Raw genomic sequence first — 23,454 nt, forward strand, 5'->3', positions numbered from 1 at the left:
CACGAAAGGACGACCCGTGAAGTCCATCCTCTTCTACCTGCCGACGGTCGGCAGCCACGACCAGGTGCTCAAGGGCATGTCCGGGGTGAACCGGCAGAACTACCGGAACATGCTCTGGCAGCTCACCGAACAGGCCCGGGCGGCCGACGAACTCGGCTACTGGGGGCTCTCGTTCACCGAGCACCACTTCCATGTCGAGGGCTTCGAGGTGTCCAACAACCCGATCATGCTGGGCCTGTACCTGGCCATGCAGACCAAGGAGATCAGGGTCGGCCAGATGGCCAACGTGCTGCCCTTCCACAACCCCCTGCGGCTCGCCGAGGACCTGGCGATGCTCGACCACATGACCCGGGGCCGGACCTTCGTCGGGATCGCACGCGGCTTCCAGAAGCGGTGGGCCGAGATCATGGGCCAGCCGTTCGGGGTCGGCGGGACGCTCTCCGACGCCGGCGCCAACGACCGGCGCAACCGGGCGCTGTTCGAGGAGCACTGGGAGATCCTCAAGAAGGCGTGGACCACCGAGACCTTCTCGCACAGCGGCGCCCAGTGGACGATCCCGCCCAAGGACCTGGAGTTCCCCTACGACGCCGTCCGCAGCTTCGGCCGCGGCCTCGACGAGAACGGCGTGGTGCAGGAGGTCGGCATCGCCCCGAAGCCCTACCAGCACCCGCACCCGCCGGTGTTCCAGCCGTTCAGCTTCAGCGAGGACACCTTCCGGTTCTGTGCCCGCGAGGGCGTGGTGCCGATCCTGATGAACACCGACGACCGGATCGTGAGCCGGCTGATGGACCTCTACCGGGAGGAGGCCGCGGCCGCCGGGCACGGCGAGCTGCGGCGCGGCGAGCGGATCGGGGTGATGAAGGACGTGCTGGTGGCCAGGGACGCCGACGAGGCCCACCACTGGGCGGCCCGCGGCGGCGGCTTCGTCTTCGAGAACTGGTTCGGCCCGATGGGCTTCACCGAGAGCTTGCGCCGGGTCGGGGAGACCGGCCCGATCGGCGCGGACTACCGGACCCTGGTCGAGCGCGGCCTCGAATGGGTCGGCACCCCCGACGACATCAACCGCAAGATCGAGAAGCTGGTGACCCAGCACGACCCCGAGTACCTGCTGCAGTGCCAGTACTCCGGCCTGATCCCGCACGACGTGCAGATGCGCAGCCTGGAGCTCTGGGCGACGGAGATCGCGCCCAACTGGCTGTGAGACCGGCGGGGCGGCCCGGCACCCCGCCGCGGCACGGTCCCGTCCCGTCCCGGCACGGCACGTCCCGGCACGGCACGTCCCGGCACGGCACGTCCGGGCACGTCCGGGCACGTCCGGGCACGTCAGGTCCTGGCACGTCAGGTCCTGGCACCTCATGCACGACACCGACCGACCGTCCGGCCCCCGCGGGCCGCTCATCACGGAGGAGAAGCCGGTGGACCACCGCGTCTTCACACTGGACAGCCTCCCGCTGGCCGACGGGGGGACCCTGCCCTCGGCCGGGATCGCCTACGCCGTCCACGGGACGCTCGACGCCGACGGCCGCAACGCCGTCCTGTGCCCGTCCTACTTCGGCGGCGACCACACCGCGTACGACTGGCTGATCGGGGAGGGCAGGCCGCTGGACACCCGGCGGTACTGCGTCGTCACCGTCGGCCTGTTCGGCAACGGCGTCTCCAGCTCGCCGAGCAACCACCCGCTGGGGGCGGCCTTCCCCCGGATCAGCCTGCGGGACAACGTCGACGCCCAGTACCGGCTGCTCACCGAGGAGCTGGGGGTGACCGAACTGGCGCTGGTGACCGGCTGGTCGATGGGCGCGGCGCACGCCTACCAGTGGGCGGTGTCGTACCCGCGGATGGTCCGCCGGATCGCCCCGTTCTGCGGGTCCGCGGCGACCAGCGAGCACAACCGGGTGTTCCTGGCGGCGCTGGCCGCCGCGCTGTGCGCCGCTGGGAGCGCGGACGGGGGCGCCGACGGGAGCCCCGACGGGGGCGCCGACCGGGGCCGGCGGGCGGCGGGCCGGGTCTTCGCCGGGTGGGCGGCCTCGCACCCGTTCTGGGCCCAGGGCGGCTACCGCGAGCTGGGCTTCGCCTCCCGGGAGGAGTACCTCACCGGCTTCTGGGAGGAGTTCTTCGTCGCCGGGCCGTCCACCGAGGACCTGCTGACCATGATCGACACGTGGGCCCGGGCCGACGTCGGGGCGACGCCGGGCTTCGACGGCCGCACGGAGGCCGCACTGGGCTCGGTCACCGCCGAGGCGGTGCTCCTGCCGGGCGCCCGTGATCTGTGCTTCGCGGTGGAGGACGAGGCGAGGGCGGCCGCCCTGATGCCCCGGGCCGCCCTGCGGGTGATCCCGGGCGTGTGGGGCCACCTGGCCGGTGCGGGGGCGAACGTCGCCGACCGGGCGTTCATCGGGGAGGCGATCACCGCCCTGCTGGCGACGCAGCCCGCGGCCGTCTGAGGGCCGCCGGCCCCGTGCACGGCGGCGCCCCCGGGAGGCGGACCTCCCGGGGGCGCTGCCGTGGATGCCGGACGGCCGGCGGCCCGGTCACGTCACTCATGTCACGGCAGGTGACGTCGCGCCGCGGGCCGGCCGGGGCGGATCAGGTCGAGTAGTCGGCGTTGAGCCGCACGTAGCCCTCGGTCAGGTCGCAGCCGTAGACGGTGAAGGCACCGGCGGCGATGCCGAGGTCGATCCCGATGACCACCTCGGGGCCCTGCATCTGCTTGGCGACGGCGGCGCGCAGCTCGCCCTCCCCCTCGGCGCCGCGCCCGCTCGGCGGGTAGACCTCGACGTCGCCGAAGCGGATGGTGACCTTCTCCTGGTCGACGTCCGTGTCGTCGGAGCACTTGCCGATCGCCATCGCGACCCGGCCCCAGTTCGGGTCGCCGCCGTGCACGGCGGTCTTCACCAGCGGGGAGTTGACCACGGCCTTGCCGATCCGCTTGGCCTGTGCGGTGTCCCGTGCGCCCGAGACCTGGACCTCGATGAGCTTGCCGGCGCCCTCGCCGTCGCTCGCGATGTCCTTGACCAGGGCGAGCGCCACGTCGTACAGCGCCTGTTCGAAGGCGGCCGGGTCGACGGCGCCGGCCAGGCCGTTGGCGAACAGCGCGGCGGTGTCGCTGGTGGAGGTGTCGGTGTCGATGCTGACCGCGTTGAACGTCCGGTCCATCACCCGGCGGAAGATCCGGTCCTGCTCCTCGGGGTCGAGCAGCGCGTCGGTGGCGAAGAAGGTCAGCAGGGTGGCCATGTCGGGCTCGATCATCCCGACGCCCTTGGCGATGCCGATCACCACGGCGTCGCCGACCCGGGCGCGGGCGGTCTTGGGCCGGGTGTCGGTGGTCATGATGGACCGCGCGGCGCGGTCGAAGCCGCCCTCGGGCAGCGGGCCGGTCATCGTCCCGATGTGGTCGAGGATCCCGGCCATCGGGTACTGACGGCCGATCACACCGGTGGATGCGATCAGCAGTTCGTCCTCGGCGAGGCCGAGCGCCCGCGCCGTGGCGGCGCGGACCTCGCGGGCGTTCGCCTCGCCCTGGGCGCCGGTGGCGACGTTCGCGTTGCGGGCCAGCACGACGACGCCCCGGGCGCTGCGGTCCGCGGCGGCGGCCCGGCTGAGGGTGACGCTGGGGCCGGCGAAGCGGGAACGGGTGAAGACCGCGCTGACCACGGCCGGTCGGGTCGAGACCAGGACGGTGAAGTCGTCCCGCCCGTCGTCACCCAGTCCGACCGGCGCGGTGTGCACCGCGAACCCCCGTGGCTCGTCCGCTGCGATTTCGGTCATGGTCCATCGTCTCCCGAGAGGCCAGGTGCACCGGCGTGCCGACACGCCGGTGCGGTGTCCGGTCGATCCCATCATGTGCGGTCTGTCAGGTCGAGTCGGCGCGGTGCCGACCGGCGATGCCCGGCCAACTCGTCCGCGGCGGCCAACTCGTCCGCGCCGGGCGGGCGTACGGCCGGAGGGCCCGCAGGTGGCCGACGACGGTCGGTCCTGCGGGCCCTCCGGGCCGGGCGGCGGGTCGGGGGCGCGGCGGGTCAGGGGCGCGGGGTGAAGTCGACGACGTCACCGGCCCGTTCACCGCCCGACAGGGCGCCGCCGCGGTCGGTGCGGATGTAGACCCGGTGCAGCCAGCGGTCCTTGCCGTCCCAGCGCGGGGTGAACGGCGTCCGGGCGTGGGTGGTCCGGAAGTTGTCGATGACCAGGACGTCCCCGGGCACGAGGTGCACGGCCTCCGTGACCTCGTCCAGCGCCTTGGAGAGCGCGGCGACGGCCTCGACGTCCCGGGGGTCCTCGGGCGCGAGCAGTTCGCGGTCGTAGCCGAGGAACGGGTCGGCCGGGTCCCCGTACAGCGGGCGGACGTTGGCGATCGCGCCCGGGTCCTCCACGCCGCCGCGGAAGGACACGTCCACGCAGCAGGGCACCGGCCGGTCGTACAGGTGGGCGCGGAACCGGGCGGGCACCAGCGGCAGCGCGTTGCGGATCGAGCCGACCAGGGTGGCGGCCTTGCGCTCGTGGTCGGCCCGGGAGCAGGCGAGCATCACGTAGTCGGGCTGCTGCACGTGGTACGCCATCTCGGTGTGGAACTCCAGCAGCGTCTCGGAGGTCTCCGAGGACAGGTGGTGGGCGCCGGGCGACGGGTACACGTCGTGGTAGACGGTGGCGGAGCGCAGCTCCCGGTAGCCGGTGTGCAGGCCGAGCCGGCGCCCGACGATGCCGAGCATGGCCTCCATGAGCAGCAGGGGGCGGTCCGCGGGCGCGGGGGTGCTGCTCGGGGTGGCGGGCAGCGCGTCGTCGGCCTCCACCGGCAGGCCGCGCAGCAGGAGGTAGCCGTCGGTGCTGCCGCGGCTGTTGAAGTCGTCCAGTGCCGCGGCCAGGCCGGCGGGGAGGTCGGCGGCCGCGGCGTGCGCGGTGTCGAGGAAGGCGGGCAGGTCCGCGCGCGGGATCCGCGGCAGCCGGGCGGCGAGCGTCCGCAGGGCGGCCGCGTGCTCGGAGCAGTCCAGGACGGTCACGGGGTGGTCCTCTCTCGGGTGTGGGCGCGGGCGTACTGGTACAGGAGTTCCGCGCCGATTTCGGTGGCCAGGACGGAGGTGATGCCGCCGTGGTCGTAGAGCGGGGAGACCTCCATGACGTCGAAGCCGACGGGTGAGAGGTCGCCGATCCCGCGCAGCAGCGCCAGCACCTCGCGGGAGGTCGGGCCGCCCGGGGCGGGGGTGCCGGTGCCGGGGGCGAAGGCCGGGTCGACCACGTCGACGTCGACGGAGACGTACAGGGGCGCGTCGCCGACGAGTTCGCGCACCAGGCGGGCGGTCGCGGCGGGGCCGCGTTCGCAGAAGTCGTCGGAGGTGACGATCCGCACGCCGTGGCCGCGGGCGTAGTCCAGCGAGTCGGGCTGCGGGTTGTGGCCCCGGATCCCGATCTGGACCATGCGCTGCGGGTCGACGAGCTTCTCCTCGATGGCGTGCCGGAACGGCGTGCCGTGGTGGTACTCGCCGCCGTAGAACGCAGGGTTGGTGTCCGAGTGCGCGTCCAGGTGCAGGACGGCGACCGGCCCGTGCTTGGCGGCGACGGCGCGCAGCGCGGCGAGCGTCAGCGAGTGGTCGCCGCCGAGCATCAGGAAGGCACCGTTGTCGTCCAGCAGTTCGGTCAGCCGAAGCTGGGCGTGCTCCATGGCGATGTGCATGTTGAACGGGGTGAGGTCGATGTCCCCCGCGTCCACGCAGCTGATCAGGTCGAAGGTGCCGGGCCCGCGGTCGATGCCGACGCCGTGGATGAGGCCGGACTCGTTGCGGATCGCGCGGGGCCCGAAGCGGGCACCGGGGCGGTAGCTGGTGCCGCCGTCGTACGGTGCGCCGATGACCACGACGTCCCGGCCGTGCGGGTCGGGGTCGTGCGGCAGGCGCATGAAGGTGGGGATCTGCGCGTACCGGGGGGAGACCTTGATGTCGATGCGCTCCACGCGGTTCTCGCTCCTCTCTGTCGTGCTGCTGCGGTCGGCGCCGGGGGTGCCGCTGGTGCGTCCGGTGGCCCGGCCGGGCCTGCGGCGGGCGGGCGTCACGGGTGGGCCGGCGGTACGTCGTGCTCCAGGGCGTCGGCGACCAGCTGCACCACGTCGGCGGTGGCCACCTCGTCGGGGTGCCGGCCGTCGACGACGACCCGGTCGAACAGGTGCTGCACGACGAGCTCCTTGGCCCGGTGCACCCGGTCCCCGGGCACCCCGGCGTCGGTCAGCAGCCGGCTGAACGAGCTGGTGGTGCCCGAGCCCTCGTGCACGCCGAGCTTGGGGCGGGTGACGGTCTCGTGCGGGAGCAGGTCCGTCATGGCCTCGCGCAGCACCCACTTGTCCCGGCCGTGGCGCCGCTTGAGCCCGGACTCCAGCGACACCAGCAGGTCCAGCACCTCGCGGTCCCAGAACGGGTGGGTCGACCAGTGCCCGGCGATCCCGGACAGCACCGGGGTCATCTCGTTCAGGCCGTCGAAGGTGGCCATGTCGTGGGCGAGGGCGGTGTCCAGGGCCGGGAGCCGGTTCTCCCGGTGCATGCCGCCGAGCGGGATGTCGGCGCCGTAGCCGGTGAGGATGCGCCGCCCGGGGCCCTCCAGGCGCAGGTACAGGGCGGTCAGCGGCAACAGGTACTCGATGATGTCCGGGTCGAGCGACTCGGCGGCCCAGACCGCGTGCGGGAGCCGGCGCAGCAGGTCGTCGGTGTGGACGGTCAGCTCCCGGTGGACGGAGCCGAGGTGTTCGGCGACCACCCTGGCCTGCGGGAACTCGTCGGCGAGGTCGGTGCCCATCGACACGGTGTCGACGGGCCCGGTCCGGTGGCGGGCGGTCAGTGCGGCGACGCTGGAGGAGTCGATGCCGCCGGAGAGCACCACCAGCGGGGTGTCCGGGCCGGTGCGGGCGCGGACGGCGCGGTCCAGGGCGAGCCGAACGGCCTCGGTGGCCTCCTGTTCGGCCATGATCCGGCGGGCAGGCGTGGGCGCCCAGGTGCGGTGGTCGGTGCAGTCCGCGGTGGCCATCCCGATCTCCAGGACGGTCCCGGCGGGCACCTGGTGGGTGCCGGGCAGCCGGCGGACCCGGCGCGCGGCCGTGATCCTCCGGCCGACCGGCACGGTCCGCAGGGCCTTCGCCTCGGTCGCCGCGAGGACGGCGCCGGGGACGGCGCTCACGTACAGCGGCACGGAGCCGGCGTGGTCGGTGGCCAGCAGCACCCGGCCGCCGTCCGCGACCACGGCCGCGAACCGGCCGTTGAGCAGCCGGAACGCGTGCAGGTCGTAGGTGTCGACGAGGGCGAGCAGCAGGTCCGCGTCGGTGACCGGCCCGGCCTGCGCGCCGAGCAGGGTGAGCAGCTCGTCCCGGTTGTAGAGCTCCCCGGCGAGCAGCACCGTGCGGCCCTGCCGGTGGGCGTGGGCGGCGTCGGGTGCGCCGGAGTGCAGCAGGACGGCGTCCAGGCCCGGTCCGCCGGGCCGGGCCCGGAGGACGGCACGCGGGCCGGCGGAGGCGAACACCGTCCCGGGGGCGGCGGGATCCGCTCCCCGGGGGGCGGTGAACGCCCCGGGGGACCGGCCACCGTCGCACTGGACGGCGGCCAGGAACCCGGTGGCGGCGGGCAGTGTCGACGCCATCGTCAGATGCTCAGCGCGCCGAAGCCGCCGGTCGTGAAGTCGTAGTTCACCGGCACCTCGATCAGGAACGGCCGGCCGAGCGCGGCGCCCTTGCGCAGCGCGGCGAGCAGCTCCTCCCGGGTGGTCGCCTTGACGGCCTCCACGCCGTTGGCGCGGGCGAGGTCGACGAAGTCGACGCCGGTGAACTTGACCACCGGGTCGTGCGAGCGGTGGTGGCCGAGGTTCTGGTACAGCTCGATCAGGCCGTTGGTGTCGTTGTTGACGACGACGGTGACGATCGGCAGGTTGAGCCGGGCGACGGTCTCCAGGTCGGCGCTGTTGGAGTGGAAGCCGCCGTCGCCGGCGATCAGGAAGGTGGGCTGCCCGGGGCGGGCGAGCTGGGCGCCCATCGCCGCCGGGATGCCGTAGCCGAAGCTGGAGCAGCCCGCCGAGGTGAGGAAGCCGAACGGCTGGTCCGCGCGGGCGAACAGCACACCGTAGTGCCGGAAGAAGCCGATGTCGGAGACGATCGTGCCCTCGCCCGGCTCGGCGGTCTCCGCCATCACGGTGTTCATCGAGTCGATCACCTGGTGGACGCGCATGCCGTCCTGGTAGCGCTCGGTGTCGGCGAGGAACTCCGCGATCCGCTCGCGCAGCGGGGTGATGTCGTGCGGGGTCTTCGCCGGGACGTCGGCTGTCCGCTCCTCCAGGTGCTGCACGAAGGCGAGCACGTCGGTGACGACGTCGACGTCCGGCCGGTAGACCCGCGGGATCGGGTTGACGGTGGGCGACACCCGCACGGTGGTCTTGGCGCCGCCGCGCTGCCACATCGACGGACGCAGGTCCTCCGCGTAGTCGTAGCCGAGGGTGAGGATGACGTCAGCCGGGCCGAACAGCGTCTCCAGCGCCGGGAACGACAGGATGCCGTCCATGTAGCCGGTGACGGCGCCGTAGTCGAGGGCATGGCCGTGCGGCAGCACTCCCTTGGCGATGTACGTGGTGATGACCGGGATGTTCAGCCGCTCGGCGAGCGCGCGGACGGCCGGGACGGCACCGGAGCGGATCGCGGCGGCGCCGACCACCAGCACCGGGTGCTGCGCCGCCGCGACCAGCTCCGCCGCCTTCTCGGCGGCGTCCTGCCAGCCGTCCTGCACCGCGCCGACCGGCTTGGCGGGGGTCCGGGCGGCGGGGTGGACCACCGTGGTGTCGATGTCGCTGCCGAGCAGGTCGACGGGCAGCGAGATGAAGCTCGGGCCGACCGGCTCGGTCATCGCGGCGGCGACCGCGGAGTCGACCAGGTCGGTGATGTCGTCGGGCCGCTGGAGCTCCACCGCGTACTTGGTCATCGGGCGCATCACCGCGACCGAGTCCAGGCACTGGTGGGTGTCGTTGGGGAAGATGTCGTGCGACTCGGACTGCGCCGCCAGCGCGATCACCGGGGAGCGGTCGAGGACCGAGGTGGCCACCCCGGTGGACAAGTTGGTCATGCCCGGCCCCAGGGTGGCCCAGCAGGCCTGCGGCCGGCCGGAGATCCGGGCCAGGACGTCGGCCGCCACCCCGGCCGTGAACTCGTGGCGGGTCAGCACGAAGTCGACGCCCTCGACCTCGTCGAAGAGGATCGAGGCGGCCTCGCGGCCGACCACGCCGAAGACCGTCTGCACCCCGTGGTCGCGCAGCCGCTGCAGCAGCGCGTGGGCGGTCGTCGGGTTGGTGCTCGGGCTCTTGGACACACGGGACATGGCAGCTCCTCAGGCACGAAGGGGGGTATCGGTGCGGGCGCCGGAGGGCCGGCGCCGGAAGGCGGCGCGCCGCCGGGACTCGGCCGGCCTGGACGCCGCGTCTCGACTCTGCGGCCGGGGGCTTGCAGGCGCATGGACGATCGCCTTGGCGCTGCGGCACCCGCTGCCCGCCAGGCCGGACGGCGGGTGGTCAGCGAATCGTCAAGCGGCCTGCGGGGCGGCTGTTGTGACGCCCGGGGGACGGCGCTACCGTGCTGGGGTCGGGCCTGCCGCGCGCCGGCGGGGCTCGCGCGCCCACGCCTCGATCGCCCCGATGGCCCCGATGGCCCCGATGGCCAGGGTCGCCCTTGCCGCCCGGGGCCCGCCCCTACCCGTGCGTCTCCCCTTCACCGGAGGTCAGCCATGCCGTCAGCCGTGCCCGCGCCCGGTTCCGCCGTCCCGCCGCCGGGTTCAGCCCTCCCGCCGCCCGGTTCCGTCGTCCCGCCGCCCGCGGGCCCGTCACCGGCCGGTCTGCCGGCGCGCGACCTGCGCGGTCTGCGGGTGTCCGCGCTGGGGCTGGGCTGCCTGCCCACCACCGCGTTCTACGGGCGGCCCGACGAGAAGGAGGCCGTCGCCACGATCCGGGCCGCCCTCGATGCCGGCGTCACACTGCTCGACACCGCCGACGTCCAGGGGCTGGGCGCCGGCGAGGAGTTGCTCGGCCGAGCGCTCGCGGGCCGCCGTGACGAGGTGGTGCTGGCGACCAAGTTCGGCATGGTGCGTTCCCCGGACGGCGCCTTCCGGGGCCTGCGGGGGGACCGGGCCTACGTCCGCGCCGCGTGCGAGCGCTCGCTGCGGCGGCTGGGCGCCGACCACATCGACCTCTACTACCAGCACTGGATCGACCCGGCCGTGCCGGTGGAGGAGACCGCCGGCGCGGTGGCCGACCTGGTAGCGGAGGGCAAGGTCCGGCACTTCGGCCTCTCCGAGCCGTCGGCGGCGACCCTCCGGCGGGCCGACGCGGTGTTCCCGGTGACGGCGGTGCAGAGCGAGTGGAGCCTGTGGACCCGCGACCTGGAAGCCGAAGTGCTGCCCGTCTGCCGCGACCTGGGCATCGGCGTGGTCGCCTACGCCCCGCTCGGCCGCGGCTTCCTGACCGGCACGATCCGCACCACCGCCGACCTGGCCTCCGAGGATTTCCGCCGCTCCCAGCCGCGGTTCAGCCCCGAGGGCCTGGCCGGCAACCGGCCGCTGCTGCACCGGCTGCAGCCGGTCGCCGACCGGCTCGGGCTCACCCTCGCCCAGCTGGCCCTGGCCTGGGTTCAGCACCGCGGCCGGGACGTGGTCGCCATCCCGGGCACCGGGCGGCGCACCCACCTCGCGGAGAACCTGGCGGTCGCCGCGGTCGAGCTCACCGAGCAGGACCTCGCCGAGGTGGCCGAGGCGGCGGCCGTACCGGTCCACGGGGCGCGCTACGCACCGAACCTGCTGGCCATGACCGGGAACTGAGCCGCGCCGGGCCCGGTGGAACGGCACTTGAAAAGCGCTGGACGGCCGGACGCCAAGGATGGTCCAAGCAGGCGCTGCCACGGTGGGACCAGGCCGGCGGCGGCCCGCTCGACGGCCGTCACGGGCCGGGCCCGTCCCCCCGGCGGGCGTCCACCCCCCCCTCGACGGGCACCAGCCCCGCGGGCCCGGACTCACGGAGGACCCTCCATGCCCACGGCAGCCACGGACATGACGGACGAGCAGCGCAAGGCGCTCGTCACCGCCTACCTCAAGGCCTTCGACAACGGCGGCACCGGCCACGACGGCACCCCGGTGCTCGACTTCTTCGCCGAGGACGCCGACTTCTTCTTCCCCAAGTGGGGTCTGGCGCACGGCAAGCCGGAGATCGCGAAGATGTTCGGCGACCTCGGCGGCTCCATCACGTCGGTCCGCCACCACACCTGGGCCTTCACCTGGGTCCTCTCCGGAACGGACCTCCTCGCGGTGGAGGGCACCACGCACGGCGAGCACCGGGACGGCCCCTGGCGGGTCGGGCAGCCCGAGTGGGGCGCCGGCCGGTTCTGCGGCGTCTTCGAGGTCCGCGACCGCCTGATCCACCGCGCCTTCATCTACCTGGACCCCGACTACGCCGGCGGGGACACCGCCCGCTACCCCTGGCTCTGAGCCCGGACGCGCCCGCTTCCCCGTACCGCACCGCCGAGTGCACCGCGTCAACCGCACCGCCGCGTGCGCCGTCCCCCCGGTGCACCGCACCCGCCCACCGCACCGCCCGAGGAGCATCATGGACGTCCTGGCCACCCTGGAACGCAAGCACAGCCTGAACCTGTTCCCGATCGAGAACCGGCTGTCGCCACGAGCCGCCGCGGCGCTGGCCAGCGACGCGGTCAACCGGTACCCGTACTCCGAGACCGACGTGGCCGTCTACGGCGACGTCAGCGACCTGAACGCGGTGTACGACCACTGCGTCTCCCTCACCAAGGAGTTCTACGGCGCCCGGCACGCCTACGTGCAGTTCCTGTCCGGCCTGCACACCATGCACACCGTGCTCACCGCGGTCACACCCCCCGGCGGCAGGGTCATGGTGATCGCCCCGGAGGACGGCGGCCACTACGCCACCGTGACGATCTGCCAGGGCTTCGGCTACCGGGTCGAGTACGTGCCGTTCGACCGGCAGAACCTGGAGATCGACTACACCGCGCTGGCCGAGCGGACGGCCGAACACCCCGCCGACGTCATCTACCTGGACGCGTCCACCGTGCTGCGGATGCCGGACGCCCGGGCGCTGCGCGCCGCCGCCCCCGGCGCGGTGCTCTGCCTGGACGCCTCGCACCTGCTGGGCCTGCTGCCCGCCGCGCCCGGGACCCTCGTGCTGGACGGCGGGTTCGACAGCATCTCCGGCAGCACCCACAAGACCCTGCCCGGCCCGCAGAAGGGCCTGCTGGTCACCAACAGCGACGCCATCGCCGAACAGGTGGGCGCCAGGATCCCGTTCACCGCGTCGAGCTCCCACTCGGCGAGCGTCGGCAGCCTGGCGATCACCCTGGAGGAGCTGCTGCCGCACCGGGGGGACTACGCACGCCAGGTGATCGCCAACGCGCGCGAACTGGCCCGGCAGCTGGCGGCCCGCGGCTTCGACGTGGCAGGCGAGGCGTTCGGCTTCACCGACACCCACCAGGTCTGGGTGCACCACCCCGGGGGCAACACCCCGCACGAGTGGGGCCGGCTGCTCACCGCGACCGACATCCGCACCACCACGGTGGTGCTGCCCAGCACCGCCTCCTCCGGACTGCGGCTCGGCACCCAGGAGTTGACCCGCTGGGGCATGACGGAGGACGACATGACCACGGTGGCCGAGCTGCTCGCCCGGCTGCTGCTGCGCGGCGAGCAGTCCCGGTCGGTGGCCGCCGACGTCCGGGACCTGGCCCGGTCCTTCCCCGGGGTCGCCTTCGCGGACCGGCCCGCACCGCTGGCCGTGGCCTGACGCACCGCACCGGCCGCGGGCACGGGCGGGGTGAGGCGGGGCCGCGGGGACGAGCCGGTCGGCACGTCCCCGCGGCGACCCGGGAGGGAAGGAGCACTGCTGCCATGTCCGATTCCACCCTGAGCGGAGCACCGGTCTGCGCCGACCGGTTCCGGTCGGTGCTCAGCCACTACCCCACCGGGGTGGTGCTGGTGACCGCACCGCCGCCGGCCCCGGCGCAGCCACCGCCCGCGATGATCGTCGGCACCTTCACCTCGGTGTCACTGGACCCGCGCCTGGTGGGCTTCCTGCCCGCCAAGTCCTCGACCAGCTGGCCGCGGATCCGCGCGGCCGGCCGGTTCTGCGTCAACGTGCTGGCCGCGGACCAGCAGCAGGTGTGCCGGGGGTTCGCGGCCCGCGACCCGGGCCGCTGGGAGGTGCCGTACCGGCTGACCCCGGCCGGCTGCCCCGCGCTGGTCGACGCGCTCGCCTGGCTGGACTGCGAGCCGGCGGGCGAGGTGGCGGCCGGCGACCACTGGTTCGTCACCGCCACCGTCCGCGACCTCGCCGTCCAGCGGACCGGCCCGCCGCTGGTCTTCCTACGGGGCGACTACGGCCGCTGCGTCGCCTAACCCGGGCCGCCGGCCACCCGCCCGACCGCCTGCCGACGTCGGGCAGGCGCGGCCCGTCACTGCCCGGCGTCGTCGCCCCCGGCCCGGACCCCGACGCCGAACCGCCACGCCTCGGTGTCGCGGTAGCGGATCGGCCCGGGCCCGCGGCCGATGTTGCTGCCGACCAGGTGGAGCCGCTCCGCCGGCCAGGAAGCTGAAGCCGAGCTCCTCCATCAGCCGGTCGACCGGCTGCGGAGCCGTATACGGCCCGGTGGGTCCGCAACCGGTGGGGCGGCCCGCCCGTCCCCGGTCCGGAGGAAACCCGGGCGGGGGACGGACGGGTGAACGGGCGGGCTCGTCAGACCGTCGCGAAGCCCCAGGTCGCGGCGGACGCGAGGAGCCAGCAGAACACGCCCACGGGCATCGTCACCCAGGGGGAGAACTCCGCCTGCACGAAGATGCTGGAGCCGATCCAGGAGGTGAAACCGATCGCCACGGGTGCGCCCCACAGGACCCCCGGGTTGTTCAGGCGTGCCAGGACGCCGCCCAGGACGGCGACGCTGGTCCCCACGCCGATCAGCAGGGCCACCAGCACCGTCTCCCACCGGTCGTAGAGGGGGACGTCGGCCCGGTGGCCGTGGTACGAGGTCTCGACCACGTGGCCCAGCCAGACCTTGAGGTCCACCTCGGTGCCGGAGTCCACGTCGTCGTAGAACCGCTTCCCGACGGTGTAGGTCTCGGTGCCGGACGCCGTGTCGCGGAGCACCGAGATCTTGTACGCGGTCGATGCCTCGCCGTCCTCCGAGAACTTCGCCGTGACCCGCCCGGTCTCCGGTCTGAGGCAGTCCACCCCCGCCGCGATCCCCGGGCTGCCGCAGGCCGGGGCGCCCTGATGGGCCGTCACCCGGACGCTCTCGTCGAGGAACCGGTCGAAGCCCGCACCCACCACGGACAGGCCGATCAGCAGGAGCAGGCCCTGGGCCAGCACCCTGCCGACGGGCACCGGGGCGCGCCGGGACGGACGTGGGCGCGGCGGACCGGCCGGCTGCGGCCGCGCGACGGGGACGGCCGTGCGCTCCGCTTCCGGACCGGGGGCCGTCGCAAGCGCGAGCACCGGTGGCGGTACTGCCACGGCCATCACCGGATCCGCGTCGGGCGGGGGAAGGGGCTCGCCGTCCGCCTGGTCCATCAGCCGCTGGACCTGGAGTCGCAGGACACCGAGCTCCCGGCCCAGCGAGTCGGCCTCGCGCCGGATCTCGGTCAGGTCCGACTCCCGGGCGTGGGCGAACGCGACGGCCGCCGCGAGCCTGCGGTCCTTCTCCTCGGAGGACTCCTGCAGGCGGCGGATGCGCTCCTCCTCAGCGGTGAGCCGCGCCGCCAACCGGGCGGCCAGAGCGCGGTCCGCCAGCCGGCCGCGCCGCTCCTCGTCCCGCTCCCTGGTCAGTACCGTGACCGCCTCCCGGAGTTGCTCGGTGACCTCCTGGAGATACACGACCTGCACGGCGGGCAGCGGGCTGTCGCGCAGCTCCGTCAGACGCAGCTCGTGCAGCTTGCCGAGGAGACCCGGGGGCAGGGGGACGCCGTGCCGCTCCAGGGCGGCGAGGAAGGCGTCGACGAAGTCGCGCGGGGCGATCGCCGCGCCCGACAGGTAGGACGAGACCTCCTCCGGTGAGCGGCCGCTCTCCTGCGCCAGTCGCTCCAGGGAGACATCACGGTGGCTCCGGCCCCGGATGAAGGCGGCGGCCAGGGCCGTGGCGAAGGGCGACCGGTGGGCGGCGTTGCGGGTGAAGGCGAACAGGTTGGCGGAATCGGTGCCGAGCTGGTTGGGCGGCGGCAGTGCCCGCTCTCTCAGCCGGTCCTGCAGGTGCGGGTACAGGGCGCCGAGGGTGAGCCAGACGGGACCGCCGGGCATGCCCTCCCGGATCAGCTCCAGCAGCGTCCCGGTGAAGGACGTGGTCGCCTCGGCCTGCTCGCTCAGCGGGACGACGTGGGCGGCCCGGTCGCTGGCAACCAGGATGTACGCCCCGCGGATGTGTGCGGCCCCGGCGGGGTCCGCCCCCGCGGCCAGCGCCTCGATGGCGCGGCCCGAGTAGCAGCAGTCCAGCACCACGACCTTGACCTTGGCCGGACTGTCCAGGAACACCTCGCGGACACGGTCGTACACCAGTCCGCCCGCGTCGGGGTGATCGGGGTTGGTGTCCGTCAGCGTCAGGCAGAGCTGACCGCGTGGCAGGATCACACCGTGCCCGACGTAGTAGAGCAGCAGGACTCCGCGGGTCGCCCGGGCGAGTTCGCGCAGCTGCGGGAGCAGCTCGCGGATGTCGCTGGGGTCGGGGATGGCGGTGATCCGGTCCGGCGGCCAGCCGCACAGCCGGGGGTCGGTCAGCACCTGTCGTACGGCGGTCAGGCTGTTGAGGGCGGCCGGCAGCGGTTGGAAGCCGCTGCGCTGGTAGGTGCCCGTCCCGATCAGGATCGCGCGGGAGTTCGCGAAGTCGGGTGGCTCGGGCTGGTCAGTCATCGCCACCGCTCAGTACCTCGCGCAGCAGGGGGGCGACGTCCTCGGGCTTGAGCCCCCGGACGTCCAGCTCGACCCTGCGGGCCGGGGTCGTGACGATGACCGTCACGTCCGTGCGACGGGTCCGCAGCCAGGTCGAGAGCGATCCGGCCAGGACGGCGCCCGCGCCACCGCTGCCCAGTGCCACCTCCAGCACCTCGACGGCCCCGCCCAGTTCGCCCTCGGCGGGTACTGTCGGCACGGCTCGGACCAGGCCGACCAGTTCGCGCTCGTGGCGCAGCCACTCCCACAGTTCGGCCGTCTCCCGGACCTCGTCGCCGCCTGTGACCGCTATGCGTGCGTCCATGTTCTCCCCACCTGCTCTACCGGTGTCCGACGTGACCCGGGCCCCTCCCGGGCACGGAGGGGATGATGCCAGGACGGCGCCTCCGATGTGGTCGACTCGGCCCTTCTGCAGCGGATTTGCGCAGACGTGTGGACCGGGCCCGCGATCCTCCCACCACTCCGGCACCCGATGGCGCCCGCCTGGCCACGGACATTGAGCCCCGCTGATGTCGATGCCGTGCTCGGACCTGGTGACGGACAGCTTCCTGGCCACCCACACCCAGCCCTTGGAGGAGGTCTCGGCCGGCCTGGAGCGGCCGCCCACCGGCGCCGACGGCCTCGCCGACGGCCGGCACGGCGAGGAGACGCTCGACCGGTACGGGCCCGGCCAGGCTGCCGCCGTCATGACGGCCATCCGCGGCGCGGCGCAGCGCTGCGCTTCCTACTCCGACGTGCTTCCGCTGGACGGCCCCGCGACGCACAACACCCCGTCGGCGAGGGATCCAGGCGTGCCTGCGGACGAGGGCCTGGTGCTGCGGATCACCGTCACTGCCTCGGACGACGTGCAGCCGTGGGTCACCGAGAGGGCGTTCGTCCGGGAGGGTGATGTGCTGCTGACGGTGGACAAGTTGATCGAGCAGGCGCCTGTGGTCGGGGTCGAAGCCGTCCTGTCGGCCGCCGTGACGGCCTACCGCGCGGGCAGTGGTCGGTGAGACCGAGAGCGGACCTACGGGAGCGGGGCTCATCGGAGCACGGATGAACGCCGCGACGTACCCGGACGTCGGCAGAGCCGGGCTGGCCATGTTCGCGATGCGCGGCAAGGGGTACCTCGCCGCCGGGCGCTCGGACCCGCCCGAACCTGCGCAGTCCCCGGTGCCAACCCACCCTGGGCACACCAACTGCGCTCAACGAGGTCGCATACTCGCCGAAAAAACAACGCTGAGGGCTGAGCTTGTCGTTCGACCTCCATTGATCATCTTCTGTGGCGTTCGGGTTATCGCCTGTCTGTTCACTATTGCCGTGACCGCATAGGTTCGCCGGGTTGACGCCGGCTGGTCCTCGACCGGTTGGATGTCACGAGACGTTCAACTCGGAGGGTGCGATGGCAGAGCCGGTCAGGGTCCGCAGGCTCACGGACCACGAAGGTCAGCAGTTTCAGAGGATCGTGCGGCGGGGCAGCACCAACTCGTGCGGTACCGGCGGCCGATGATGTTGCCGGCTTCGGCCGGCGGCAATCGGGTTCCGGTGATCGCCCGGCTGGTGCAGGCGGATGAGGACACGGTGCGGGACGTGATTCACCGGTTCAACGAGATTCTGGCAGCCCAGCGCCGGGAACGCGCCCGCATCCGCAGCGAGAAGGCCCTGCGCTGGGGCGGACGACCGGCGAAATGCGCGTGACCCTACCAATGGCACCGGCGACACTGACGCCATGACTGGTTCTGCACTGCCTCAACTGCTTCGACCGCGTGCCCTGAGGCCCGGAGATCTCGTGGTCATCGCCGCGCTGTCCGGCCCGCTGCCGGCCGCTTACGAGCCCAACGTCGAGCGGACGGTGGAGGTGTTCGAGCGGATGGGATTCCGCGTGCGTCGGGCTCCGCTGCTCGAAGCAGGACGGCGCCATTGGTGGAGCGCGGCCACGCCGGCCGAGATCGCCGGGGAGCTCAACGGTCTTCTGCGCGATCCCGAGGTACGCGCGATCGTCGCGAGTGACGGCGGCCAGACGGCGCTCGGCTACCTCGACCTGATCGACGTCGAGGCGATCAGGGCCGACCCCAAGCCGATCCTCGGCTACAGCGACATCTCACTGCTGCACCTGGTGCTCCATGGGCGCACAGGTCTGGTCGGGTTCCACGCCGACATGGCCGTCCCCGGCTTCGGCGGGCACTGGCAGTCCGCGCCAGCGGCACGCCAAGCAGAACTCGAGAAGCTCTACACCAGGCTGCTGACCGGCACCGAGGCGATCGGTGCACTGCCCGCGAGCCCGTCCTGGGAGTGCTGGCGTCCTGGTCGTGCCGAAGGCCGGCTGATCGGCGGGGTGATCAACCGCATCGTGCTGGCGCAGGCGACGCCCTTCGCGCTGCCACTCGAACAGTTCGACGGCGCGGTGCTGTTCTGGGAGGAGATGGGCGGCCTGGCATCGTACGTGTGGAGCTAATCCAGGTGATGCGACACTGCGGCATCCTCGATCGGATCTCCGGCATGGTCGTGGGCGTTCCACGCGAGATCAGTGGACTCGAGCCCGGCACCTCCCCGACCCTGCCCGAGATCGTCCTCGACGTCCTCGGCGATCGTGACATCCGGTCCTGGGCAACGTCGAGTTCGGGCATGCCGGCCCGAATCTGCCGATGCCGGTCGGCATCCGCGTCGGCCTCGACGCGCAGCAGCGGACGTTGTCGCTGCTCGAACCGACGGTAGGGCCGCACGCGATGACGGGACCGGTCGGCTGAGCACCACGGATCAGTGAGCCGACGGCTCCCGGCAGCGCCCCCTGGGGCCGACTCACGCTTTGGTGACTGCCACCCCGAGTCGCTTGTTCGGCCTGCAGGAGGGGCCATGAACACCTGGTGGCTCGTGTTGATCTAGAAGCTCGGCTCATGACGTCGCGGATCACCGACCCGGTGAACGTATGCGGTCACAGCACTATTGGTTGGTGACCAGGGCGAGTCCGACGTCATGGACGGGGGCTCGGTGGCGGTTGGGCCGGCCGGGTGGGCGCCCGGCGCCGGGGCGGGAGGGTCTCGCAACACGAGCTGGGCAGAGCAGTCGCGCGCGTGTGGATGTTGCGGAACCCGCGTCGGACCCGGGCGGGGCTGAGGCGTTCGGCGGGCTGCGGTCTCTCCAGGGCCGGCGGAGGTCGGCGGACCGGGCCTACGCCTTCTTCCGCCGCTGGCGCGACCACCGACCAGGTTCTCGCGCTGGTCCCGTCCTTCCGGATCGGGTGGTAGTGCCCGATCCGGAAGGCCGGCAGTTCCACTGCGGAGTCAGCCGGTCAGGAGTGGGTGAGCACGTCGAGGAACCGGGACAGCGGATCGGTGTGCATGGCCCTGCCTCGTCAGGCGTTGAGGCTGGTGATGTTCCACCAGCGTTCGTCACCGAGGTCGAGTGTGATCGGCGTGGGGGCTGCCTTGCCGCGGTGGAGCATGGCCGGGTAGCTGCCGTCGGGCAGCGGCCTGGTGGTCCACGGCCGGCCGTCGTGCCCGTTGTCGGGCACCGAGGGGATGGTGATCTCGACGGCGTTCGCCAGATCGTCGGCCTTGACGCCGTCGGGCACCTGCCGGAGGGTGAAGATCTGCTCGAAGTGGGGTCGCTGGACCAGGCGGTGGGCGATGTGAGCCTCCTTGCCCCGGCCGTAGAGCAGGTAGGTGAGGTGCGCGGGGAAGGGCTCCTCGCTGAACCGGCGGAAGTTCAGCACCCGCTTGACCCGCGCGGTGAAGCCGCCCGAGAGGGGCTCCCAGATCCGGTCCTCGCCGTTGCCGGTCTGGGTGACCCGGTCGAGCCGGGCCGGGTACTCGGTGACCGAGCCGTCGCCGATCGGGGGCAGCACCATGTCCTCGGTGTTGCGCACCGCGTGCCAGCTGTCCGGGCGGTCCGCCTGGTCCTTGAGGTAGATGTCGACGATGTCGGTGGGCAGGTCGTACTCGACCACGACCTGGTAGCGGTGCTCGGCCATGCCGAACATGGCCAGGTGGTAGCCGAAGACTGTGTCCCGGCCGGACAGGATGAAGGAGTGGACCGAAGGGTCCTCGTGGTCGTGGTCGTGACGGGTGGTCATGCGAGCTCCTTGTGGACGCTGTGCTGTGGTGCGGAGGGATGAGGTAGGGACGTGTGCCGGCGCTGCCAGAAGATCCGGTCGCTCCAACGGCTTTCCAGGCTGTACACCGCGTGGTGGCTGCGCCGGTAGGCGGCGAGGATCGCGGCGACCTTGGCGCGGTAGGACTCCAGCGCCTCGTCGTTGCCGTCGAGGTGGGCGGCCAGGGCCGAGGCTCCGGTCATACCCGTGTGCAGGGCGGTGAGGATTCCCTGGGAGGAGATCGGGTCGAAGGCGGTGGCGGCGTCACCGACGGCGATCCAGCCGTCGCCGGTGGGAGCGTCGAGGTGCGAGGAGTGGGCGGGGGCCCGCCGGACAGTAGCGTCGGTGGGCAGCGGGTGGGCGCCGGCCCGGACCGCGACGTGCCGGGTCTGCCGCAGCAGCCGGGCGAAGTCCGAGCGGGTGCGCGGTGCGGGCGGGGCGAGGTCGGCGTCGGTGAAGTAGGCCACCAGGCGGCGGCCGGTGGGCAGGAGCGCGGTGTACCACCAGCCGTCCTGGGCGGATTCGACCAGCGAGCAGGTCTCGCCCGCTCGGCCCGTGGGGTCGGGTGCCAGGTCCATACAGGTGGCGACCAGGCCGTCCATGCGGTGAGCGGCGGCCCGGCCGACGGAGGCTACCGCCCGCCGGCGGCCGCTGGCGTCCACCAGCCAGTTGCACCGGACCATCCGCTGCTCGGCTGGTCCGCGCAGTGCGACTGCCCAACTTCCGTCTGCGGAGCAGGACTTCGGGCGTGCCGTGGTGTGCTCCGCCACTTCGGCGCCGGCCGAGCGGGCCGCTTCGCGCAGGCACCGGTCGAATCGAGCCCGGTCCAGGTGCCAGCCGGGACCGTTCGGGTCGTTGATGAAGTCCGTGTGACGCAGGGCGGTCGATCCCCAGGCGGAGAGGTTGGCGTAGCAGGTCAGGTGGCCGGCCACGACGGGCCGTTGACCGGCGCCCAGGTCGGCGAGCAGGACCTTGGCCACCGAGGGCAGGGCCTCGCCGAGCTTGGGCGGGCCGTTCCCGGCGTCCGTGAGCAGGACGGTCCGGCCCGCGCGCGCCAGGGTCAGGGCGGCGGCGGCGCCCGCCGGTCCGCCGCCGACGACCACCACGTCGTAGTGGTCGCCTGCGGCGGTGCGCGGACCGGTCATCAGGCGTTGTCGCGGAAGGGCGCGACCTTGTCGATGAAGCCGGCCGTCACCTCTTCGGCGGTGTAACCGCTGACCGAGATCGCCTGGTTGATCGCCACCGACGCGAGGGCCGGGTCTGCGGCCTGGGGCACGTGCAGCGTCACCAGGTTCTGGGTGAGCGGAACGCCTTCGAGGTCGATGGAGGGCCTGGACTCCACCTGGATCCGGTCGGGGAAATCCTTGGCGCCCTCGCGCACTTCGACGATGCCGAGCCGGTACCAGTCGTCGATCATCTGGTTGAGCTGGTCGGTGTTCTGCCCGCGCAGTCCGCGCAGCCACACGGCCCGCCGCTCGAACGCCTCGGTGCGTTCGGCCAGCGGCCGGGTCTCGTCCACGACCACCTGGTAGTCGTCCTCGGTGAGGACGTGGTTGGGGACCCGGGCCGGCCAGAACGTCGGCAGGTACGGGTCGTGGCGCGGACCCAGGGACAGCTCGTAGCCGGAACGGCAGCTCGCGGTGTCGCTCTGCCACGGGACGGCCATCCACCGGGAGAGGTCACCCGGCGCCTGGGTGTACAGCGGTCCGTTCACCGACAGCGCGGTCTCGGGGGTGAGGACCGTGCCGTACGAGGGCTCGGGTTGGTCGGCCGGGCGGTGGCGGATCCGGAACGGCGCCATGTACATCGAGGGGTGCCGGATGGGCCAGGTGACTTCGCAGCCGGGGTGGAAGGCGTCGGCGAGGCAGAAGTCCAGTGCGGCTCGGTCGAGCGCGGCCGGCTGCTCGGCGAGGCGCACCTCGGCAAGTGTCCGGGGCGGCGGGGTGGCCCCCAGGGTGCCCCAGTCGTCCTCGAAGTCGCCGTCGGCCCAGTACTGGAACATCCGGTACTGGGTCGGGGAGAACGCCATGTGGTGCAGCGGCGAGCGCGGCGGGATGGCCATCGCATCGCCGTACAGCCAGGGCCAGGGGACGGGCGAGGCGCCGTCGCGCCCGAAGTCGCGCAGCGCGTTGAACACCTGCCGGCGCAGCGCGCGGCGGGTGGGGGCGTTGCTGCTGAGCCGTGCCAGCATCTGCGGGGTGGTGAACTGGCCGAGACCGTCGTGCCCGTAGTACCCGGCGAAGCCGTGGTTGACCCACTGATGATCGGTGAAGCGCTGGAGCACCGGTGCGATGTGGCGGGTGAAGGAGACCCTGTCCGGGAACGGCAGCGATCCGTCGCAGACGAACACGTCGTACAGCAGGTCGTAGAGGGTGCGGATGCCCTTCAGCGCAGGGGCGTAGTTGGGCGGGGCGACCAGGACCCAGGCGGGGTCGACCGGCAGAACGCGGCCGCCGACGGTGACGGTCGCCGTGACCGGGCCGTCGCCGATGTCGTCGTGCCAGCCGTCGTTGTTGGCGTAGGTGGTGATCGGCTTGCCGTTGTAGGAGGCCGACTGGCCGAAGCCGCCGAGCACCAGCAGGTGCCCGTCCTCGTCGGTGCGCAGTTCCCCGAGATAGACCTCCTTCCCCATGAACTTGCCGTCGCGGAAGTGGAAGTCGGGGCCTGAGAGGTTTCTCCCGCTGATGCTGATCGGGCCCGGGTCGATGATCAGGTCTTTTCGGAGGTCGCCGGTGATCTCCTTGTTGCGCAGCTCGGACGCATTGGCGCCTGCCGCGTCGGGAATGTCGAGAGCGAGCTGGAACTGGTACCAGGCAGCCTTCTTGTTCGCCAGGTGCGCGCTCCAGCGGATATCGGCGTTGTCCGCCGTCAGCTCGGCCACCACCTCGCCCAGGGCGTTGTACCCGTAGACTCGAAAGCGCACCGCCTCGCGCTTGATCGCGCCGGCGGAGTCCTTGTAGAAGCCCGGGTCCCGCGGCGCGGGGTCGGGCACCTCGGGTGCGGTGTAATACTCCTCCAGTGAGTTTCCGACTCTGGCGATTCCGATGGCGGGGTGGATCGCAGCACGGACGATCTCGTCGGTCATCTGGCTCGGTGCCTCCAATTCCGGGGATCCGGCTACGAGCCGAAGGTTCGTTTGCAAAACACTATGGGAGGAGGCTCTGATCCGATTGGAGGGACACGCATGACCACTCGGGAGAGGGAGGCGGGGACCCTGTGCCGTTCGGAAACCGGTCGCTGATGGTCAGGCCGCGTATCTGTACTCGTTGATGACGCCGCCGAGCACTCGGGTGCGGAGGAGCTGGTGAGCGGCAAGGTCGGCTTTGGGACCTGGGTGCTCCGGCGCCGCCACCACGCCCGCGACCCCCGCCGCCCGCTCGCCACCTTCGGCATCACGTGATCAAACCAGACCACTCGAACGACGCCGACGCCCGCCGCGCAGC

The 23,454-nt window shown here is 72.7% G+C and carries 18 protein-coding genes and 2 pseudogenes; 9 read left to right on the forward strand and 11 right to left on the reverse strand.

Features of this window, described 5'->3' with window-relative positions; translation table 11 throughout:
- Positions 1-16 precede the first annotated feature (16 nt).
- Both ACIGG8_RS29210 and ACIGG8_RS29215 read left to right on the forward strand, forming a co-directional pair.
- A complete protein-coding gene (locus ACIGG8_RS29210; protein ID WP_396551764.1) occupies positions 17-1,201 on the forward strand; it encodes an LLM class flavin-dependent oxidoreductase in 1,185 nt (394 codons plus the stop codon).
- Positions 1,202-1,355: 154 nt separating this feature from the next.
- Complete coding sequence (locus ACIGG8_RS29215; RefSeq protein ID WP_396551765.1) at positions 1,356-2,441, forward strand: alpha/beta fold hydrolase; 1,086 nt, start codon at positions 1,356-1,358, stop codon at positions 2,439-2,441.
- A gap of 142 nt (positions 2,442-2,583) precedes the next feature.
- Here the strand turns inward: ACIGG8_RS29215 and argJ are convergent, their stop codons facing one another.
- The 5 genes from argJ to ACIGG8_RS29240 all read right to left on the reverse strand — a co-directional run bounded on the left by argJ (position 2,584) and on the right by ACIGG8_RS29240 (position 9,323).
- Entirely contained in the window at positions 2,584-3,765 is a 1,182-nt protein-coding gene (argJ, locus tag ACIGG8_RS29220) for a bifunctional glutamate N-acetyltransferase/amino-acid acetyltransferase ArgJ (protein ID WP_030554724.1), read from the reverse strand.
- A gap of 251 nt (positions 3,766-4,016) precedes the next feature.
- Positions 4,017-4,991 (reverse strand): clavaminate synthase Cs1, encoded by a 975-nt coding sequence (gene cs1, locus ACIGG8_RS29225; RefSeq protein ID WP_396551766.1) that lies wholly within the window; start codon positions 4,989-4,991, stop codon positions 4,017-4,019.
- Positions 4,988-5,938 (reverse strand): agmatinase, encoded by a 951-nt coding sequence (gene speB, locus ACIGG8_RS29230; RefSeq protein WP_350525849.1) that lies wholly within the window; start codon positions 5,936-5,938, stop codon positions 4,988-4,990. Before speB ends, cs1 begins: the two co-directional genes overlap by 4 nt.
- A 95-nt stretch (positions 5,939-6,033) precedes the next feature.
- The gene (locus ACIGG8_RS29235; protein ID WP_396551767.1) at positions 6,034-7,605 is read right to left on the reverse strand and encodes an asparagine synthase-related protein; all 1,572 of its coding nucleotides are present in this window, start codon (positions 7,603-7,605) and stop codon (positions 6,034-6,036) included.
- Positions 7,606-7,607: 2 nt separating this feature from the next.
- A complete protein-coding gene (locus ACIGG8_RS29240; protein WP_396551768.1) occupies positions 7,608-9,323 on the reverse strand; it encodes a thiamine pyrophosphate-binding protein in 1,716 nt (571 codons plus the stop codon).
- A 402-nt stretch (positions 9,324-9,725) separates the two neighbouring features.
- Between ACIGG8_RS29240 and ACIGG8_RS29245 the strand changes: the two genes are divergently transcribed.
- The 4 genes from ACIGG8_RS29245 (at position 9,726) to ACIGG8_RS29260 (ending at position 13,403) form a co-directional block, all read left to right on the forward strand.
- Positions 9,726-10,811: an aldo/keto reductase gene (locus ACIGG8_RS29245; protein ID WP_396551769.1), complete on the forward strand. Its 1,086-nt coding sequence runs from the start codon at positions 9,726-9,728 to the stop codon at positions 10,809-10,811.
- A 207-nt stretch (positions 10,812-11,018) separates the two neighbouring features.
- Entirely contained in the window at positions 11,019-11,474 is a 456-nt protein-coding gene (locus tag ACIGG8_RS29250; protein ID WP_396501085.1) for a nuclear transport factor 2 family protein, read from the forward strand.
- Positions 11,475-11,592: 118 nt separating this feature from the next.
- A complete protein-coding gene (locus ACIGG8_RS29255; protein ID WP_396551770.1) occupies positions 11,593-12,792 on the forward strand; it encodes a serine hydroxymethyltransferase in 1,200 nt (399 codons plus the stop codon).
- A 104-nt stretch (positions 12,793-12,896) separates the two neighbouring features.
- A complete protein-coding gene (locus tag ACIGG8_RS29260; RefSeq protein ID WP_396551771.1) occupies positions 12,897-13,403 on the forward strand; it encodes a flavin reductase family protein in 507 nt (168 codons plus the stop codon).
- A gap of 337 nt (positions 13,404-13,740) precedes the next feature.
- On the opposite strand, the gene ACIGG8_RS29265 is transcribed toward ACIGG8_RS29260, so the two are convergent.
- Both ACIGG8_RS29265 and ACIGG8_RS29270 read right to left on the reverse strand, forming a co-directional pair.
- Positions 13,741-15,900: a caspase domain-containing protein gene (locus tag ACIGG8_RS29265; RefSeq protein ID WP_396551772.1), complete on the reverse strand. Its 2,160-nt coding sequence runs from the start codon at positions 15,898-15,900 to the stop codon at positions 13,741-13,743.
- Positions 15,893-16,243, reverse strand: a complete 351-nt coding sequence (locus tag ACIGG8_RS29270) for a hypothetical protein (protein ID WP_396551773.1) — start codon at positions 16,241-16,243, stop codon at positions 15,893-15,895. The genes ACIGG8_RS29265 and ACIGG8_RS29270 overlap by 8 nt, the downstream gene beginning before the upstream one ends.
- 205 nt (positions 16,244-16,448) lie before the next feature.
- On the opposite strand from ACIGG8_RS29270, the gene ACIGG8_RS29275 reads away from it, so the two are divergent.
- The 3 genes and pseudogenes from ACIGG8_RS29275 to ACIGG8_RS29285 all read left to right on the forward strand — a co-directional run bounded on the left by ACIGG8_RS29275 (position 16,449) and on the right by ACIGG8_RS29285 (position 18,376).
- Positions 16,449-16,934, forward strand: coding sequence for a hypothetical protein (locus tag ACIGG8_RS29275; protein ID WP_396551774.1), 486 nt, complete (start codon positions 16,449-16,451; stop codon positions 16,932-16,934).
- Between the two features lie 389 nt (positions 16,935-17,323).
- A pseudogene (locus tag ACIGG8_RS29280) lies at positions 17,324-17,535 on the forward strand (IS630 family transposase); the annotation flags it as partial.
- Between the two features lie 175 nt (positions 17,536-17,710).
- Positions 17,711-18,376, forward strand: coding sequence for an LD-carboxypeptidase (locus ACIGG8_RS29285; RefSeq protein ID WP_396551775.1), 666 nt, complete (start codon positions 17,711-17,713; stop codon positions 18,374-18,376).
- A gap of 485 nt (positions 18,377-18,861) precedes the next feature.
- Here the strand turns inward: ACIGG8_RS29285 and ACIGG8_RS29290 are convergent.
- The 4 genes and pseudogenes from ACIGG8_RS29290 to ACIGG8_RS29305 form a co-directional block, all read right to left on the reverse strand.
- A pseudogene (locus ACIGG8_RS29290) lies at positions 18,862-19,083 on the reverse strand (transposase); the annotation flags it as partial.
- Positions 19,084-19,273: 190 nt separating this feature from the next.
- Positions 19,274-19,993, reverse strand: coding sequence for a hypothetical protein (locus tag ACIGG8_RS29295; protein ID WP_396551776.1), 720 nt, complete (start codon positions 19,991-19,993; stop codon positions 19,274-19,276).
- On the reverse strand, positions 19,990-21,156 hold the full coding sequence (locus ACIGG8_RS29300; RefSeq protein WP_396551777.1) for an NAD(P)/FAD-dependent oxidoreductase: 1,167 nt from the start codon (positions 21,154-21,156) through the stop codon (positions 19,990-19,992). The genes ACIGG8_RS29295 and ACIGG8_RS29300 overlap by 4 nt, the downstream gene beginning before the upstream one ends.
- Positions 21,156-23,096, reverse strand: coding sequence for a LodA/GoxA family CTQ-dependent oxidase (locus tag ACIGG8_RS29305; RefSeq protein WP_396551778.1), 1,941 nt, complete (start codon positions 23,094-23,096; stop codon positions 21,156-21,158). The genes ACIGG8_RS29300 and ACIGG8_RS29305 overlap by 1 nt, the downstream gene beginning before the upstream one ends.
- Positions 23,097-23,454 lie beyond the last annotated feature (358 nt).

Source organism: Kitasatospora sp. NPDC085464 (assembly GCF_044541955.1).
Taxonomy (GTDB): domain Bacteria; phylum Actinomycetota; class Actinomycetes; order Streptomycetales; family Streptomycetaceae; genus Kitasatospora.